At 71.6% G+C, this 15550-nt stretch carries 16 protein-coding genes; 3 read left to right on the top strand and 13 right to left on the bottom strand.

Translation table 11 applies throughout. The features are described 5' to 3' along the window. Positions 1-102 precede the first annotated feature (102 nt). The 4 genes from xth to OV090_RS43745 all read right to left on the bottom strand — a co-directional run bounded on the left by xth (position 103) and on the right by OV090_RS43745 (position 4120). On the bottom strand, positions 103-909 hold the full coding sequence (xth, locus tag OV090_RS43760) for an exodeoxyribonuclease III (protein ID WP_267710873.1): 807 nt from the start codon (positions 907-909) through the stop codon (positions 103-105). A 348-nt stretch (positions 910-1257) separates the two neighbouring features. After that, positions 1258-2103: a hypothetical protein gene (locus OV090_RS43755; RefSeq protein ID WP_267710872.1), complete on the bottom strand. Its 846-nt coding sequence runs from the start codon at positions 2101-2103 to the stop codon at positions 1258-1260. A gap of 8 nt (positions 2104-2111) precedes the next feature. After that, on the bottom strand, positions 2112-2711 hold the full coding sequence (locus OV090_RS43750) for a hypothetical protein (RefSeq protein ID WP_267710871.1): 600 nt from the start codon (positions 2709-2711) through the stop codon (positions 2112-2114). Positions 2712-3205: 494 nt separating this feature from the next. After that, complete coding sequence (locus OV090_RS43745; protein ID WP_267710870.1) at positions 3206-4120, bottom strand: alpha/beta hydrolase; 915 nt, start codon at positions 4118-4120, stop codon at positions 3206-3208. Positions 4121-4200: 80 nt separating this feature from the next. On the opposite strand from OV090_RS43745, the gene OV090_RS43740 reads away from it, so the two are divergent. Beyond that, the gene (locus OV090_RS43740; protein ID WP_267710869.1) at positions 4201-5085 is read left to right on the top strand and encodes a LysR family transcriptional regulator; all 885 of its coding nucleotides are present in this window, start codon (positions 4201-4203) and stop codon (positions 5083-5085) included. Here OV090_RS43740 and OV090_RS43735 read toward each other — a convergent pair. The 7 genes from OV090_RS43735 to OV090_RS43705 all read right to left on the bottom strand — a co-directional run bounded on the left by OV090_RS43735 (position 5082) and on the right by OV090_RS43705 (position 11556). Continuing rightward, a complete protein-coding gene (locus tag OV090_RS43735; RefSeq protein ID WP_267710868.1) occupies positions 5082-5588 on the bottom strand; it encodes an OmpA family protein in 507 nt (168 codons plus the stop codon). The two genes, OV090_RS43740 and OV090_RS43735, sit on opposite strands and share 4 nt — an antisense overlap. A 299-nt stretch (positions 5589-5887) precedes the next feature. After that, positions 5888-7474 carry an ATP-dependent DNA ligase gene (locus tag OV090_RS43730; RefSeq protein ID WP_267710867.1) on the bottom strand — a complete coding sequence of 529 codons (1587 nt, stop codon included), beginning with the start codon at positions 7472-7474 and terminating at the stop codon, positions 5888-5890. A 184-nt stretch (positions 7475-7658) separates the two neighbouring features. Beyond that, entirely contained in the window at positions 7659-8792 is a 1134-nt protein-coding gene (locus OV090_RS43725; RefSeq protein WP_267710866.1) for a ligase-associated DNA damage response exonuclease, read from the bottom strand. A 241-nt stretch (positions 8793-9033) separates the two neighbouring features. Further along, positions 9034-9369, bottom strand: coding sequence for a hypothetical protein (locus OV090_RS43720; protein ID WP_267710865.1), 336 nt, complete (start codon positions 9367-9369; stop codon positions 9034-9036). Positions 9370-9652: 283 nt separating this feature from the next. Next, the gene (locus OV090_RS43715; RefSeq protein WP_267710864.1) at positions 9653-9901 is read right to left on the bottom strand and encodes a hypothetical protein; all 249 of its coding nucleotides are present in this window, start codon (positions 9899-9901) and stop codon (positions 9653-9655) included. Positions 9902-10201: 300 nt separating this feature from the next. Then, entirely contained in the window at positions 10202-10471 is a 270-nt protein-coding gene (locus OV090_RS43710; protein ID WP_267710863.1) for a hypothetical protein, read from the bottom strand. A gap of 101 nt (positions 10472-10572) precedes the next feature. Further along, complete coding sequence (locus tag OV090_RS43705) at positions 10573-11556, bottom strand: hypothetical protein (protein WP_267710862.1); 984 nt, start codon at positions 11554-11556, stop codon at positions 10573-10575. Positions 11557-11668: 112 nt separating this feature from the next. Between OV090_RS43705 and OV090_RS43700 the strand changes: the two genes are divergently transcribed. Further along, the gene (locus OV090_RS43700; RefSeq protein WP_267710861.1) at positions 11669-12682 is read left to right on the top strand and encodes a metallophosphoesterase; all 1014 of its coding nucleotides are present in this window, start codon (positions 11669-11671) and stop codon (positions 12680-12682) included. A gap of 145 nt (positions 12683-12827) precedes the next feature. Here OV090_RS43700 and OV090_RS43695 read toward each other — a convergent pair whose 3' ends face one another. After that, positions 12828-13217, bottom strand: a complete 390-nt coding sequence (locus OV090_RS43695) for a hypothetical protein (RefSeq protein ID WP_267710860.1) — start codon at positions 13215-13217, stop codon at positions 12828-12830. A gap of 617 nt (positions 13218-13834) precedes the next feature. Then, positions 13835-14995, bottom strand: a complete 1161-nt coding sequence (locus OV090_RS43690; RefSeq protein ID WP_267710859.1) for a hypothetical protein — start codon at positions 14993-14995, stop codon at positions 13835-13837. Between the two features lie 89 nt (positions 14996-15084). Between OV090_RS43690 and OV090_RS43685 the strand changes: the two genes are divergently transcribed. Continuing rightward, on the top strand, positions 15085-15495 hold the full coding sequence (locus OV090_RS43685; protein WP_267710857.1) for a DUF488 family protein: 411 nt from the start codon (positions 15085-15087) through the stop codon (positions 15493-15495). Positions 15496-15550: the final 55 nt, after the last annotated feature.

The following is a 15550-nucleotide window of genomic DNA, read 5'->3' as shown; positions in this document are numbered from 1 at the left end:
GAGTCGATCGCGCGGCCCGGTATGTTCACCCGAATGTCTTCAAAGACATGTCCATCGGAGCATTTGTCGAATGGACATGTGCATTTTCAAAAAAGATAACAATCAGTCGTCGCTGGCGGGGACTGCGTAGCCGGTGAAGGTGATCCAGGTCGGGGCGTGGTCGCTGGTGCCTTCGAGGCCGCGGACCCAGCGGTCGACGCCGGCGCTCTTGAGGCGCGGGGCGAGCTCGGGGTTGAGGAGGAGGTGGTCGATGCGGAGGCCGGCGTCGCGCTGCCAGTGCTGACGGAAGTAGTCCCAGAACGTGAACATCGGCTCGTCGGGGTGGAGGTGGCGCAGGCTGTCGAGCCAGCCCTGCGACAGCAGCTTGGTGTAGCGCGCGCGGCTCTCGGGCTGCAGCAGGGCGTCCTTGCGCCACGACTTCGGATTGTAGATGTCGGCGTCGGTCGGCACGACGTTGAAGTCGCCGGCGAGGACGGCCGGGATGCCGGCGTTGCACAGGGTGGCGGCGTGGGCGATCAGGCGGTCGAACCAGGCCAGCTTGTAGTCGAACTTGGGGCCGGGCTGCGGGTTGCCGTTGGGCAGGTAGAGGCAGCCGACGAGGACGCCGTGGACGGCCGCCTCGAGGTAGCGGCTCTGGGTGTCCTCGGGGTCGCCCGGCAGGCCGCGCCGGCTCTCGAGCGGCATGCCGTCCCGCGCGAGGATCGCCACGCCGTTCCACGAGCGCTGGCCGTGCCACAGCGCGCCGTAGCCGGCCTTGCGCAGCTCTGCGACCGGGAAGTCGGCGTCGACCGCCTTGAGCTCCTGCAGGCACACGATGTCCGGCTGCTCCTTGGCGAGCCATTGCAGCAAGACCGGCAGGCGCGTGCGGATGCCGTTGATGTTGTAGGTAGCGAGCTTCAGCGCGGACATCGAGGTGGCCCAGCTTGACCGCCGTCCCGCCGGGCCGCAACCGGCCTCGGCCGACGCGCGATCGCGCGCACCGATGCGCAAGGCCGGCGCTGTTCGACGCGGAGCGGGATGCGTTCCCTGGCGATCACGGTCGGCTCGCGCGAAGACTGCGAAGCTCGGAAGTCGCGTCGCGATCGAATGCTGATGCACCGCGAACCTCGACGAGTGGCGGGGCGAGGTCGCAGCGGGTGCGTCGGGAGCGGGGCGCGAGCGAGTGCTGCGAGCGCCGCAGTCCGGAGGCCGAGCTGGAGTTCGAGATATCATGTCCTTGCAGTCATGTTCTTTGGAACATGTCTGGATGGACAGGGATCAGTCGAGCTCGGGCAGGCCGGCGGGGCGGGGCGGGGCCGGGGGCTTCGCGCCGCGCGACTGGGCCAGGGCCACGCGGTGCTGGATCTCCGTCAGCTCGGGGAGCAGCGCGCGGTTGGTCGCATTGAGGTCGCGCAGCAGCGACTCGGGGAACGGCTTCTGCGCGGCCACGCCGGCGTAGAGGTCGTCGAACACGCGGGCCAGCGCGGGCGGGACGCTGTCGGAGCTGGGGCGGGTCTGGGTGCGGTAGGCCGGCTGGATCGTCGGGAGGGCGGCGGCCAGGTCGCCGCGGCCGAGCCAGGCGAGCACGCCGGTGAGGGTGCCGACGGGGTCGTCGAGGACCTGGTCGTAGGTCATCAGGCGGGCCGGGTAGCGGCGCAGGCTGATGTCGCGCACGAGGGCGAAGTTCTCCATCCACCACTCGTAGGCCGGCGGGAAGTATGAGCTGGCCTCGGGGACAGGTTGTCCGGCGGCGGCCATGCCCTCGCGCTCGAGCGCGTAGAGGCGGAGGATCGAGGCCTCGTACTCGCGCCACTCGCGGACGTTGGCGATCAGATGGGTGATGTAGGCGCGCTCGCTGCGGATGACGCCGGGGACGAACACCTTGACGACGTAGCCCTCGACGTGCTCGGGCAGGAAGTACTCGCCGGTGACCGGGTGCGGGTTGGTGCGGAAGTAGATGCCGTGGCGGAGGATCGACTCGTAGAAGCCGGCGGGGTTGGCCTGGTGGAGGGCCTCGGTGAAGCCGCGCGGGAAGGCCTCGCCGAGCACGGGGAAGCCGGCGGCCCGCAGGACCTGCATCCACATCGAGGTGCCGCTGCGCTTGGTGCCGGAGACGAACAGCATGGAACGCCTCAGAAGTCCTTGCCGGTGACCGGGCAGAACTCTTCGATCAGCTCGTACTGGATCGCGCAGAACACCGGCTGATTGAACTCTTGCGCGATCTGGCGGCACTCGAGCGACGAGATGCAGGAGTAGAAGTCCTCGAACGCCTGGCCGCACGCGGGACCGTCGACCTCTTCGCCCTTCTCGACGACCGCCTCGCAGTCCTCGACGATCGCGTTGAGGTACTCGGCGAACCGCGGGTAGCAGGCGACGTAGGTGGTCCCGTATTGCATGCACACGTCGCCGTCGGGGCCGGGGCCGGTGGTCGCGGTGGTCGTGAGGTCGGTGGTGGCGGCGTCGGTGGTGGTGGTGGTGTCGGGCCCGGTGGTGGTGCTCGTGGCGGGCTCGGTGGTGCCGGTGGTGTCGACCGCGCCGGTGGTGGTGGTGGTGGTGTCGGCGTCGGTGGTGCCGGGGTCGACCGCGTCGGTGGTGCCGCCGCCGGTGGTGCCGCCGGTCGACTCGCCCGGGTCGGTGCCGCTGCCGCGCGGGCCCTCGTCGTTGAAGCACGCCGCCGAGAGGCCGCCGAGCGACATCAGGAAGGTCAGGTTGCGCAAGCGGTGGACGTCCATCGCCGGGGCATCGTAGTCGAGTTGCGGCGCGGCCGCGAGTGCGCGACCGGGTGCGCGGCGGTCAGGGACGGCGTTCGCCAGGGGTTTGCGGGCGAATCGGCGGGTGACGGGGCCGCGGCCCGCGGGCCCCGCACCGGCTCACGCGTGCAGATCAGGGGTAGCTGGATGGCTCAAGAGACAGGTGGGCGGCCGAGTTCGGTCGGGCCACGGGGTGTCGGCGGGGAGCGGGTGGTGAGGCAGGACGCGGCCGTCGCCGGGGCCGAGCGGACGCGAGTGGCGGAACGCTTTGACCTCAGGCCGCCAGCGGCGGGTCTCTGGACGTGATAATTTGGACATGTCCTGAGAGACATGTCTCGTGCCGCGCGTGCGAGACAGACCGGCGGGATAGCGAGCGTCCACGGCTCTCCGAATTTCGTCCGCGCTTTCGGACATGCTCGCACGAGCATGTCCTGAGAGACATCTGATGGGACTCTCGCAGGGCCTGTGCGCGACAGCTACGAATGGGTGTTCGCGCGGGCGGCGGGGGTGCCGGCGTAATTGTCGGCGGAAAGGACCGGGCGGGGGTCGCCGGTGATCACGCCGAGCAATTCGTCCCACAGGCGCTCGGGGGCGCCGGCGCGGAACGGGCCGAAGTGGCCGACGCGGCGGAGGCCGAGGTCGGCGGGGGCGATCACGCGGTGCGTGGAGTCGGCGCGGTTGTACCAGCCGCGCAGGGCGGCGGCGGCCCGGGCGGGGGCGTAGCTGTCGTCGGTGAAGTCGTAGAACCACATCGGCGCGGTGACGCGATGAAAAAAGGTCGACTCGGTGCCGAGGGCGCCGCGGACGTAATCGGGGGTGTCGCACCATTGGGCCCACTGGCGGACGACGCCGGCGGGCAGGTCCTCGCCGAGGCCGAGGCGGCCGGGGACGTAGCCGAACAGGGCGGCGATCACGTTGGTGGCGATGCCGAGGCGGACCTTGAAGCTCTGGCGCTGGCCGCTCGGATACAGCGACATGTCGCCCGAGCCGGCGGCGACGACGAAGATGCCGGCGAGGTCGAGGCCGCGCGCGGTGAGGCCGAAGGCCTGGCCGCCGAAGCTGTGGCCGAGACCCCAGACCGGGACGCCAGGCCAGCGCTCGCGCGCGAGGTCGATCGCGGCGGCGGCGTCGAGGCGGGCCCAGTCGAGCAGGACGGCCGGGTCCTTGCGCAGCGGGACCGAGCGCGAGCCGCCGACGCCGCGGTAGTCGAAGGTCAGGACTGCGATTTCGCGCTCGGCCAGCCAGGCGGACAGCGGGGCGTAGTAGCGGCGCGGGACGCCGAGCGCGCCGAGCACGACCAGGACCGCCTGCGGGGCCTCGCGCGGGGCGTGCAGGGTGGCGGACAGCGGGCGCCCGTCGAGGGCCTTGAGGGTGATGTCTTCCGACGGCATGCGTACCTCCGGGGCCCGCTAACCGTACGGGCTACCAGCGGCTGCGCCAACGCAGTATGATGCAGTCTCCAACTGCATCCATGCAGCACCTCCTCGACTGGCGCGACCTACGGATCGCCCTCGCGCTCGCCCGCCACGTCTCGCTCGGCGAGGCAGGCAGGGCGCTGCGGCTCGACCCGACCACCATCAGCCGCCGGATCACCGCGCTGGAGGCGATCGTCGGGGCCGCGCTGTTCGTGCGCGACGCCGAGGGCTGGCGGCTGACCGAGGCCGGACGGCGGGTGGTCGAGGCGGCCGGGCGCATGGCGACGGAGGTGCGCGAGCTGGCGCGCGACCTCGAGGCGGCGTCCGAGCGGGCAGTGGGCACGGTGCGGCTGACGACGCTCGATTACATCGCGTCGTCGTTCCTGGCGCCGAAGCTGCCGCTGCTGCGCGAGCGCCACCCGGAGCTGGTGCTCGACCTGCGCTGCACGGAGCAGGTGCTCGACCTGACCGCGGGGCAGGCCGACGTGGCGCTGCGGGTGATCCGGCCGACCGAGGCGGGGATGCGAGTGCGACGATTGGTGCAGGTGTCGCTCGGGCTGTACGGGCTGCGCAGCTACGTCGAGCGCCACGGGCTCGACCCGCTGCCGCCGGAGGCCGAGGCCGACCTGGTGATGCTCGGGCCGCCCGACAGCCGGCTGGCGGAGATGCGGTGGATGCGGGCCCTGGTGCCGCGCGGCCGGGTGGTGGCGGCGACCGGCAGCGTGCCCACGTCGTACGCGCTGGTGCGCGCGGGGGTCGGGCTGGGAGTGTTGACATTGGCGGCCGCGGAGGGCCACCCGGAATTGGTGCGCCTCGACCGCGACGCGCCGCCGCTCGAGCGCGCGCTGTGGCGCGTGGTGCCGGAGGCGCTGGCCGATGTGCCGAAGATCCGCGCGGTCGTCGACTGGCTCGACGAGGTGGCCGAGGCGGCGCTCGATTAGCCGGCCTCGATCAAGAACTCGACGCGCCGGTTCTTCTGGTGGCAGTCGTCGGTGTCCTCGCTGCAGAGGTGCTGCGATTCGCCCTTGCCGACGGCGTCGATCGTCTGCGTGGCGCCGCGGCTGCGCAGGGCCTCCATGACGGCCTTGGCGCGGGCGTCGGACAGCTTCTGGTTGTGCTCGGCGCCGCCGGCGCTGTCGGTGTGGCCGATGATGTGGAGCTTGACGATCTCCGGGTGATTTTTCAGGAGCTGCGCGACGTGGTCGAGCAGATCGAAGGAGTCCGCGAGGATCTCGCTCTTGTCGAACTCGAAATTGATGTGACGGTCGATGACGAGGTGGTCGCCCTCGATGTGAACATCTGCGGGATCGGCGACGGCGGCGGGCGCGAGCGCGGGCTCGGGCAGGGCTGCGGCGGGCTCGGGCGGGGGCTCGGCAGGGTTCGCAGGCTTGCACGCGAGGACGGCGCTCACGAGGCCGAGGGTCGAGAGGATTCCGGGCTTCACGATCGTATGTCTCCTGGCGAAAACGTCTGGCGCGCGCCATTCGTCGGAGCGCGGCGGGCGTTCGTCGCACAGGTCCGCACGGGTCGCAATCGGGGAATGTGCAGAGCGCGGCGAAGCGACGCGCCGGAGCGCGGCAAACGCGGCCCGGGAGGGGGGTGGGGCCGGTCTGTCTATAACGACAGAATGATGGCGTCCGAATCCGGTTTCATCAGTGGATGAGCCATTCGGGATCTTCACGACCCCATCCGATCTTCACGAGGTCGGGTTCTGTCATCGGGGCAATGGCCATTGTCGCTCGTTCAGGCGCCGAGCAGGGCCTCGAGGGCGCTCAGGTGATCGGCGTCGGGCGGCTGCTTGTCGCGGCGCCAGCGGAGGATCCGCGGGAAGCGGACGGCGATGCCGGACTTGTGGCGGCGCGAGCGGGCGATGCCCTCGAAGCCGATCTCGAACACCAGCTCGGGGGTGACCGCGCGGACGGGGCCGAAGCGCTCGAGGGTGTGGGCGCGGACGAAGCGGTCGACCTCGGCCAGCTCGGCGTCGGTGAGGCCGGAGTAGGCCTTGCAAAACGGGACGAGGGCGCCCTCGTGCCACACCGCGAAGGTGTAGTCGGTGAACAGGCTGGCGCGGCGGCCGGAGCCCGACTGGGCGTAGACCAGCACCGCGTCGACGGCCAGCGGGTCGAGCTTCCACTTCCACCAGTCGCCGCGCACGCGGCCGACGCCGTAAGGGGCGGCGCGGCGCTTGAGCATCAGGCCCTCGACGTTGCGGGCGCGGCTGCCCTTGCGCAGCTCGCCGAGCTCCTGCCAGGTGGCGGCGGCGACGAGGGGGGACAGGCGCAGGACGTCGCCGACCAGGGGGGCCAGCAATTGCTCGAGGATCGGCCGGCGCTCGCCGAGCGGGCGCTCGCGGATGTCGCGGCCGGAGGCCTCGAGCACGTCGAAGGCGAGGAAGGTGACGGGGACCTCGGCGAGGATGGTGCGCGACAGGTTCTTTCGGCCGATTCGCCGCTGCAGCTCGGCGAACGGGAGGATGTCGCCGTCTTTCCACGGCAAGATCTCGCCGTCCAAAACTGTCCCTTCGGGCAGGCGACCGGCGACCGGGGCGAGCTCGGGGAAGCGCTCGCCGATCAGCTCCTCGCCGCGCGACCATACGAACAGCTGGCCGCCGCGGCGGACGAGCTGGGCGCGGATCCCGTCGAACTTCCACTCGGCCTGCCAGGCGTCGCGCGGGCCGAGCTCGGCAGGGTCGCCCTCGAGCGGGTGCGCGAGCAGGAACGGGTAGGGTCGCGAGGTGGTCGGCTGGTCGGACTCGGCGGCGACGAGGCCGCGAAACTGCGCGGCGGAGGGCTGCCAGGCGCCCATGAGCCGGTGGGCGACTGTGGCGGGGGCGAGCTCGCCGAGCTCGGCGAGGGCGGCGATGACGAGCCGCTGCGAGACGCCGACGCGGAAGGCCCCGGTGATCAGCTTGTGAAAGACGAGCCGCTCGCCGCGGTCGAGCTCGTCCCAGGCGGCCCGCAGGTCGGCCTTCTGCGCGGCCTCGTCCTTGCCGGCGAGCGGGAGCAGGCGATCTTCGACCCACCGGTGCAGGGGCAGGGTGGTGGTGCGCGTCGGCGGCGGGAGCAGCAGGGCTGCGGTCTCGGCGAGGTCGCCGACGGCCTCGTGGCACTCGTCGAACAGCCACTCGGACACGCTGGCGGCCTCGCTCACCCAGGTGCGGAGCTTGCGGGTCGAGACGGCCTGCCGCGGCTTGCGGCCGATCAAAAAATAGACGGCCCAGGCGGCGTCCTCGGGCGGGACGGCCGCGAGGTAGGCGCGGATCGCCGCGACCTTCTCGCTGGTGCGGGTGGTCTCGTCGAGCGCGGCGTACAGCGCGGCGAAGGCCCTCATGACGCGGCTCCGCGAGAGTGATAATGTGATGACATGGCCGATAGGACATGCGCGGGACCGGGTGGCGCATGGGACATGGCGATAAGGACAGGCGGAGAGATCGCTCGGCCTCGGCGAGAGGATGGCGCCTGGGACATGGCGCGGGGGTCATGCGCCCCGGCGGGCTGGAGCTGCGGGGCGGGGGTCATGCCGGCTCTCCCTCGGCGTCCGGCGGCTCGGTCAGGGCGTCCTCTGGGGGTTCGGACGGGTCGGAAGCGGCAGCCAGGTCGTCGTCTGGTCGTTCGGGCATGTCCGATGATGCAGGCGATGCCGCGAGCTCCTCGCCGCCGCCTTCGCCGACGAAGCGGGTCGCGAGCGGGTGGGCGTCGAGGCCGCGCTCGCGCAGGTGGCGGGCCATGGCCTGGGCGTAGCCATGAGTCAGAAACACCCGCTCGGCGCCGGTGCCGGCGATCGCCGCGAGCAGCTCGTTCCAGTCGGCGTGGTCGGACAGGACGAAGCCGCGGTCGACGACCTTGCGGCGGCGGGTGCCGCGGATCTGCATCCAGCCGGAGGCGAAGCCGCGGACCGGGCGCTTGAAGCGGCGGGTCCACGGCGTGCCCTGGGCCGACGGTGGGGCGAGGATCAGGGCGCGCTCGAAGTCGGCGCTGCGGGCCGCCTCGAGCACCGGCGGGGCGGGAGGCAGGCGCACGCCGGCGGCGCGGTAGACGGCGGTCATGCGCTCGACTGCGCCGTGGACGTAGATCGGGCCGATCTCCGGGTCGACGCCGGCGAGCAGGCGCTGGGCCTTGCCGAGCGCGTAGCACAGGAGCAGGGAGGTCCGGGCGCTCTGCTGATTGACGCGCCACCAATTCGCGACGTCCTGCATGGTCGCGGCCGGCGGGGCCCAGCGGAAGATCGGCAGGCCGAAGGTCGATTCGCTGATGAAGCAGTGACAGCGCACCGACTCGAACGGGGCGCAGGTCGGATCGGGGCCGAGCTTGTAATCGCCGGACACGACCCAGACCTCGCCGTGGTGCTCGATGCGGACCTGGGCCGAGCCGAGGATGTGCCCGGCCGGGTGCAGGGAGACGCCGACGCCGTGGTGGACGATCGGGTCGCCGTAGGCGAGCGGCTGGATGTCGGCGCCCTCGCCGACGCGCAGGGCCAAAAGACCGCGGCCGGGCGCGGCCGTGAGGTAATGTGCACACTCGGCGACGGCGTGGTCGCCGTGGGCGTGAGTGACGACTGCGCGGTCGACAGGCTGCCAGGGGTCGATGTAAAAATCGCCGGCCCGACAGTAGAGGCCGCGCTCGGTGAGTTCGACGAGTGGGTCGCGCATCGCGGCGAGAAGCAGCCTAGCGCGCGCTATCGAGGGGGCTCGCCGGGGCCGCCGGGGACGGCTTGATTTCGCGCGGCGGCCGGTGGGCGGCGACGACGGCGGAGAACGCGTGGCGGGCTCGGCTTTGATGAAACAAATAAAAATGTCCGGAGGGACAGGTGGCGCGAGGGCGGGGAGCGGACCGGAGGTCGTAGTCCTCCGTGGATGTCCCGCGGGACAGGTGGAGCCGGCCGGCCTGGTCTCAGAAGACGTCGTATTCGGCGTGGTCGAGCTCGCCGACGAAGGTCGCGAGGCAATCCTCGTAGACGGTGGTGGCGACCCACACGTGGCCGAGCCAGGTCTTCTGCAGGTGGTAGCCGCCGGCGTAGATGGTGGCCTGGAACTGGCGCTGGCCCTCGAGGTCGAGCCAGTAGAGGTAGATGTCGGCGGCGCTGTGATTGGTGACGCCGAACGAGGCCGGCTCGGTCTCGGGCGGCGAGGCGCGCTCCTCGGGGCAGACGAAGTAGGCGAGGGCGGGCGCCGCGGCCAGGAGCACCGCGGAGGCGAGGGCGCACGATAGATGCAGGTTCCGGTTCACAGGGACACCTCGTCGGCACGGTCTGGGCCGAGTGCCGACCGGCCGGGCCGCGGCGGCGAGGACGGGGCCGCAGGTGGAGTGGCGCGACGCAGGCGCGAGGGCGCGCGAGGCCGCCGCAGCGGCCGCCCGACCGGGGAGCGTGAGACGCGAAACCTCCGAGCCGGAGGCCTCGCAGGCGGAGCGCTGATTGACTCGCGCCGTTCGATTCGGCGCGATGACCTCGGTATCGCGCCGATGCGACGGGCCCGCGGCCGCGCCGCGAGTGCGACGCGCGAGGGCCCGGTCAGGGCGCCGGCGGCTCGGCGGGCGTGGGGGTCTCGCCGCCGGCGGTCTCGCCAGCGGGCTCGGGGCACGGCGCGAATTCACAATTGGGGCCGGTGCGGCCGACGGTGGTGCCGTCGGGGCAGATCTTGGCCTCCTTGGTGCAGGCCTGCGGGCCGTCGGGGTTCTCGGCGGGCGGCTTGTCCGACTTGCCGGCGCAGGCGCCGACGAGGCCGGCAGCGATGAAGAGGAGCGTGCGGGCGGTGTTCATGAGAGGGGCAAAGATGCCGCGTCCGCCGCCCGGGCGGTAGTTCTTTTCAGGGAAGCGGTGTGTGGCTGAGGTCGGTGAGGAGGGCGGAGGGTAGGGGCGCTTCGGGACATGCTCTGAAGAACATGTCATGAGGGACATTTTTTGAGGCGGATCGTAAGGACGGGGCGAACTCGGGGCGCCGTGGGGCGGGCTGTTTTAATAGATGTTTTTATGGACATGTCCCCATGGACATGTCCATTCCAGCATGTCGCACAGCGGGCGTGTCGCAACGGCCGGGAGGTTGGCGTGGCGAGGGCGCGTTCAGGGCGACGGCGGGGCGGCGTTTTGCGGCTCACCGGGCGGCGGGGCGGGGGCGTCGCTTGCGGGAGCGTCGCTCGCGGGGGCCGGGCACGGCGCGAATTCACAGTTGGGGCCGGTGCGGCCGACCGCGCTGCCGTCTGGGCAGAGCTTGGCCTCCATCGTGCACGCCTTCTGGCCGTCGGGGCTCTCGGCCGGCGGCGGGTTCGACTTGTTGGCGCAGGCGCCGAGCAGGCCGGCGAGGGTGAGGAGGAGCGCGCGGGAGGTGAGCATGGGAAGAGAGGATGCCGCGGGCGCGGACCGGAGCGGTAGGGGTTTTCGCGGATAAATTGGCGAGGCCGGCGCGAATGATGGCAGCGACGAAAATGCTGCGATCACGGCAGGCGGCCGCGCTGGGCGGCATCGCAGCGGGACAGCAGCGTCGCGTCCTCGAGGGCCTGGGCGATCGTGCGGGCGCGGGCGAGGGCGTCGTCGGCCTCGGCGGTGCCGGCGGCGACGCGCACGACCATGAGGAGGGCCATGGCGCGCAGGCGGACGTGGCCGGCGTCGCCGGCGTGGCGCGCGGCGAGGCGGGCGTGCACGAGGGCGGCGGCGAGGTCCCCGTGGCGGAAGCGGCCGTAGGCGAGGCCGTTGGCGCGGCGGCTGCGGGCGAACGGGTGGGTGTCGAGAGTGTCGGGCAGGGCGAGGTGCAGGGCCTCGGCCTCGTCGATGCGACCGGCGTGGTTGAGGGCGTGGCTGACCTGGCCGACATAGCGAGCGCGCAGGCAGTCGGCGTCGGGGCCGGTGAGAGATTGAAGTAGCTCGGGCACGTGGGCGAGCGCGGCCGAGACGGAGGTGGGCCGGGCCCGGCTGTCGAGCAATGACTCGCCCAGGGCGAGCTCGATCTGCGCGGCGGGGTCGTCGGCGGCGAGCAGCTTCGCGGTGCTCAGGTGCGTGGCGGCCTCGTCGGGCTGGCGCGCGCGCAAGGCCAGGGTGGCGCGCGCGAGCGACAGCCACAAGCGACCGCCGCGGCTCTCGCTGGTGGGAGGCCGGTCCCACAGCTGCACGAGGTCGGTGCACAGCGGCACCGGCAGGTCGACGAAGCGCGAGTGATAGCTGCCCATGAAGCGCAGGCGGGCGTCGACGCTGGCCGGCAGGCCGAAGGTCCGCAGCAGGCGGTCGCCCCACTTGCCGCCGGGCAGGCTGCCGCGCAGGCGCAGGCGGCGGAGGGCGCGGGTGATGCTGTCGACGTCCTCGCGCCAGCCGTGCAGCGCGGCCATCCGCTCGCTGACCGCGGCGAGAGAGCCGTGCTCCTCGACCAGACCGTCGAGATAGACGGCCCACGTCGGCTGTCCGGAATTTTGTCCTCGCGCGGGCACGAGGCGGCTTTTATACCCGGACACGACGCGGCGACGGAATTTCGCCGCGCGGTTTTGATGCTTGGCGGGCGGCGGCGAGCGCATCGGCGCGCGCCCCGAAGGAGTACGTGTCATGCAGTCCACGCTCATCATCGGCGACATCCACGGCTGTCACGCCGAATTGCTCGACCTCCTCGATCGCGCGGGGATCGGCGACGACGATCTGGTGGTCAGTGTCGGCGACCTCGTCGACCGCGGGCCCGACCCGACTGCGGTGGTCGAGCTGTTCCGCTCGCGCCCCAACTCGCTGGCGCTGTGCGGCAACCACGAGCGCAAGCACATCCGCGGGGTGCTGTCGTATTCGCAGCAGGTGGCGAAGCTGCAGCTCGGGGCGGATTACGAGGACCACGTGCGGTGGATGGCGACGCTGCCGTACCACTGGGAGCGCGACGACGTGCGCGTGGTCCACTGGGGGCTCTACCCCGGGGTGCCGCTCGACGAGGTGCCGGAGGACGTGCGCGCGGGCACGACGTCGGGCGACGCGCGGCTGCGCGAACGCTACGGCGACAGGCCCTGGTACGAGTTTTACACCGACGACAAGCCGGTGGTGTTCGGCCATTCGGTGGTCGGGCCGGAGCCGCTGGTGCTGCGCGACCGGATCTTCGGCCTCGACACCGGGGTGTGCCACGGGATGCGGCTGACGGGGCTCCTGTTGCCGCAGTTCAAGATCGTGTCGGTGCCGGCGCGCGCCGATCACTGGGAGCGGGTGCGCAGCGAATGGCAGGCGCCGGTGCTGCGCACGCTGCCGTGGCAGACGATGACGTTCGAGCAGGTCGAGAAGAAGGTCCGCTCGCTCCGCGACCCCGAGCTCGACGGCGCGGTGCTCGACCGCGTGCAGGGGTGGGTGACGAGCCTGCGCGGGGCGCTGCCGCAGCTGCGCGAGCGCCTCGACGCGGAGGTGGCACGGATCGGCGAAGCCGCGGGCGAGGAGTTCGGACGGGCCGCTGCGGCCCACCCCGCCGGGTCGTGGCTGCTGCGCCGGCGCGCCGGGAAGCTGTCGCCGGAGCACCTCGGCTGTTCGTCGCCGCAGCAACTGCTGGCGCTGGCGTCGGCGCTCGGGGTGACGCTGCCGGCCGATCCGGTGTGAGGAAGAGGAACGCGCGTTCGAGGTGCTCGGACGCGCGGCTCCTCGCTGCGCCGGTCGCCGCCTTGCTGTCCGAAGAGACACGTCGTGCCGAAGGGGCGTCGAGGTCGGGCGCGCCGCGATCCTTCGAGCGCGGCGGCGAAGGATGTCACATCGCGGCGCTGCAGAACCCCACGTTCTCCAGCCCCGGCGGCGGCTCCCAGTCGAGGTATGGACCGGGCCACGGTGCACATACCTGCCCGGGCGCCGCGGGGCACGCCTCCATTTCTGCGAGATCGCAGAAGTTCGTGCAACACCTGTCACCGGCGCAGCCGGGGACGTGTGCATTCGGCATGCAGAGCAGGCCCGCGCCGCACTGATTCTCGACCAGGCATGCCGCGCCGTACTCCAGCCGTACGGGGTCGGCCGCGTCGACGCAGAAGAACTGGTCATCGACGCTCCCCGCCATCAGGCACGACGCCCCCGCGGGACAGACAGGGTCGAGCGGGCTGCAGCCTGCCAGGCACACGTTGACGGTGCCCGCCTGGTTCAAGGTCAAACAGGTCTCGTTCGGCTCCGGACACCCGGGGCTCGAAGGGCTCCCCGAACACCGCGGGATGCATCGTCCAGCGCCGTTCTCGTCGGTATATCCACAGACGAGCCCCACGTCGCAATCGTCCGTCGGCTCATCCGCCGTCCCCGACGTCTGGCAGGGTCCATTCACCTGTTGCGGGTCCGGGTCGACGGACACGCAGCGGGTCTCGTCGAGGAAATTCCCGACGGTGAACGGCGCGCATTTCATCCCTGGCGGACAGTCCTGCGTCCAGACGTCACAGGACACGCCGGGCATGTCGGCGGGAGAGCCCGAAGTCGGCTCGACCGAGGTGCTGCCCTCGTCGCTCGTGCTCGACGTGCCGGTGGTCGCGGTCGTCGTGGCGCCGGAGGCCCCTTTCGAAGGTTGAACGTCGCCGGAGCTGTCCGTGCCCGGCCCGGCGGGTCGACCAGGCGTACATGCCGCCGCCAGAAGGACGATGCAGCGTAGAAGCTTCATGTTCAGAGGTTGAAGGTGGACTTGGCGGTGCGAGGCGCCAGGGAATGGCTCATGACATGATCACAAGGTCATGTCCAATGGAGCATGTTTAAGAGAACATGTTCTCGAGGGCATAGTCATTCATGTCAACTGTCGATGCCGCGGGCGCGGAGGACGAGGACGCGGACGTCGCCCTGGGCGCCGAGCGGGGCGAACTTGAGGCCCTGGGCGTCGCCGATGTCGGCGACGAGGTCGTCGGGGCCGAGGCGGCCGTCGGCCGGGCCGCCGCCGGGGCTGCGGTCGACTGCGAGCACGACGATGTGGTCCCACGGGCGCGGGAGCTCGGCGCTGCCGATGTAGTCGAGGGCGAGGATGTCTCCGGGACGGGGGACGTAGGTGGCGGCCTCGAGGGCCTCGCCGCGGGCGCGGACCTCGAGCGGGGCGGTGAGGCGCTGCAGCGAGCGGACGAGGCCGCCGACGCTCGAGTAGGCGAGGTCGCGGCGGCCGGCGCGGCGCAGGCCGGCGACGATGAGGTCGGCACAGTCGGCGCCGACGCGGCGCTCGGCCTGGCTGCGCGCGCCGACGCCAGCGCTGCCGAACACGTAGGGGACGTTGAAGTAGGAGGTGAGCCAGCCGAACAGGCCGTCGCCGCTGCGCACGCTGTAGCGGAACACGTCGTCGCCGATCTGCCCGCGCGGGGCGTCGTCGGCGTCGGGGGTGGCGCGCGCGACGGCGTCGGGGCCGGTTACCGTGGCGGCGAGGCGCATGGTGCCGAGGTCGCGATACTCGGGCAGGCGCGCGTCGGCGAGGGCGACGTCGCTGGGCCGGGCGTCGCGCACGGTGAGGGTCCAGCGGTCGTCGCCGGCGGGCAGCGCAGTCTCGAAGTACTCGATGCGGTCGTAGCCGAGCCAGGTGCCGTGCGAGGGGCCGAACACGACCGCGTTGGCGTAGATGGCGATCGCGGCGTTGGGCGCGGGGGTGGTGACGTGCTGCATGCGCGGCTCGACGCGGCGCCAGCGGATCTGTACTTCGGGACAGCCGGAGCCGGACCACGAGACGTGCCGGGCGGCGCGGGTGTCGGAGAAGAGCACGGGCTTGCCGTCGAGGCGGCCGGGGGCGACGAGGTGGACGTCGATGGCGTCGCCGCGGCGGACGTCGAACTCGCCGGCGAGGCCGTCGCTGCCGGCGACGCGGCCGAGGAGGGCGAGCGGGCCGGTCAGCTCGCAGCGCGCGGCGGCGTGGACGAGCCGGGGCGCGGCGAAGAGGACGGCGAGCAGCGCGAGCGAGGTCGACCGCGAGAGCATCATTTAAAAAGAGAGGGTGACGGGCGGGCGAGCGCGCGGCAAGCGGGCTTTTGATCGGCGCTTGAGGCTGCGCGTGCCATGATTTTTTGACGATGACGGCGGCCGCCCACATGCGCTCCGGTGCCGGTGAGATCTTCACGCGACGGTGGAACGATCCCGCGCACGGCGGCGACGGGACCCGGATCCTGGTGTGCCGCTACCGACCCCGCGGGGTCCGGCGCGAGGACGCGACGTGGGACGAGTGGATCAAGGAGGTGAGCCCGAGCCCGGAGCTGCTGCGGGCGTTCCACGGCAAGGAGCAGGCGCCGATCGGCGATCGCATGTTCCGGCGGCGGTACTTGAGCGAGATGCGCAAGGAGCCGGCGCACGCGCAGGTGCAGGCGCTGGCGGAGCGGGTGGCAGGCGGCGAGACGGTGACGCTGCTGTGCTCGAGCGCGTGCGTCGACGAGAGCCGCTGCCATCGCACGATGCTGCGCGAGCTGCTGCTCGAAGAGACAGGTTGATGCGAGGCGTTGGACATGCTCAGATGAGAATGTCCTTTGGGATATGTTTTTTAGA

Origin of the sequence: Nannocystis sp. RBIL2 (assembly GCF_026626745.1) — a bacterium.
Taxonomy (GTDB): domain Bacteria; phylum Myxococcota_A; class Polyangia; order Nannocystales; family Nannocystaceae; genus Nannocystis.
This window is presented reverse-complemented; position numbering and strand designations above follow the sequence as displayed.

Bases quoted from the DNA above. Each gene is read 5' to 3' on its own strand.
- xth (WP_267710873.1), bottom strand. From the start codon at position 909: ATGTCCGCGCTGAAGCTCGCTACCTACAACATCAACGGCATCCGCACG.
- OV090_RS43755 (WP_267710872.1), bottom strand. From the start codon at position 2,103: ATGCTGTTCGTCTCCGGCACCAAGCGCAGCGGCACCTCGATGTGGATG.
- OV090_RS43750 (WP_267710871.1), bottom strand. From the start codon at position 2,711: ATGGACGTCCACCGCTTGCGCAACCTGACCTTCCTGATGTCGCTCGGC.
- OV090_RS43745 (WP_267710870.1), bottom strand. From the start codon at position 4,120: ATGCCGTCGGAAGACATCACCCTCAAGGCCCTCGACGGGCGCCCGCTG.
- OV090_RS43740 (WP_267710869.1), top strand. From the start codon at position 4,201: ATGCAGCACCTCCTCGACTGGCGCGACCTACGGATCGCCCTCGCGCTC.
- OV090_RS43730 (WP_267710867.1), bottom strand. From the start codon at position 7,474: ATGAGGGCCTTCGCCGCGCTGTACGCCGCGCTCGACGAGACCACCCGC.
- OV090_RS43725 (WP_267710866.1), bottom strand. From the start codon at position 8,792: ATGCGCGACCCACTCGTCGAACTCACCGAGCGCGGCCTCTACTGTCGG.
- OV090_RS43715 (WP_267710864.1), bottom strand. From the start codon at position 9,901: ATGAACACCGCCCGCACGCTCCTCTTCATCGCTGCCGGCCTCGTCGGC.
- OV090_RS43710 (WP_267710863.1), bottom strand. From the start codon at position 10,471: ATGCTCACCTCCCGCGCGCTCCTCCTCACCCTCGCCGGCCTGCTCGGC.
- OV090_RS43700 (WP_267710861.1), top strand. From the start codon at position 11,669: ATGCAGTCCACGCTCATCATCGGCGACATCCACGGCTGTCACGCCGAA.
- OV090_RS43690 (WP_267710859.1), bottom strand. From the start codon at position 14,995: ATGATGCTCTCGCGGTCGACCTCGCTCGCGCTGCTCGCCGTCCTCTTC.
- OV090_RS43685 (WP_267710857.1), top strand. From the start codon at position 15,085: ATGACGGCGGCCGCCCACATGCGCTCCGGTGCCGGTGAGATCTTCACG.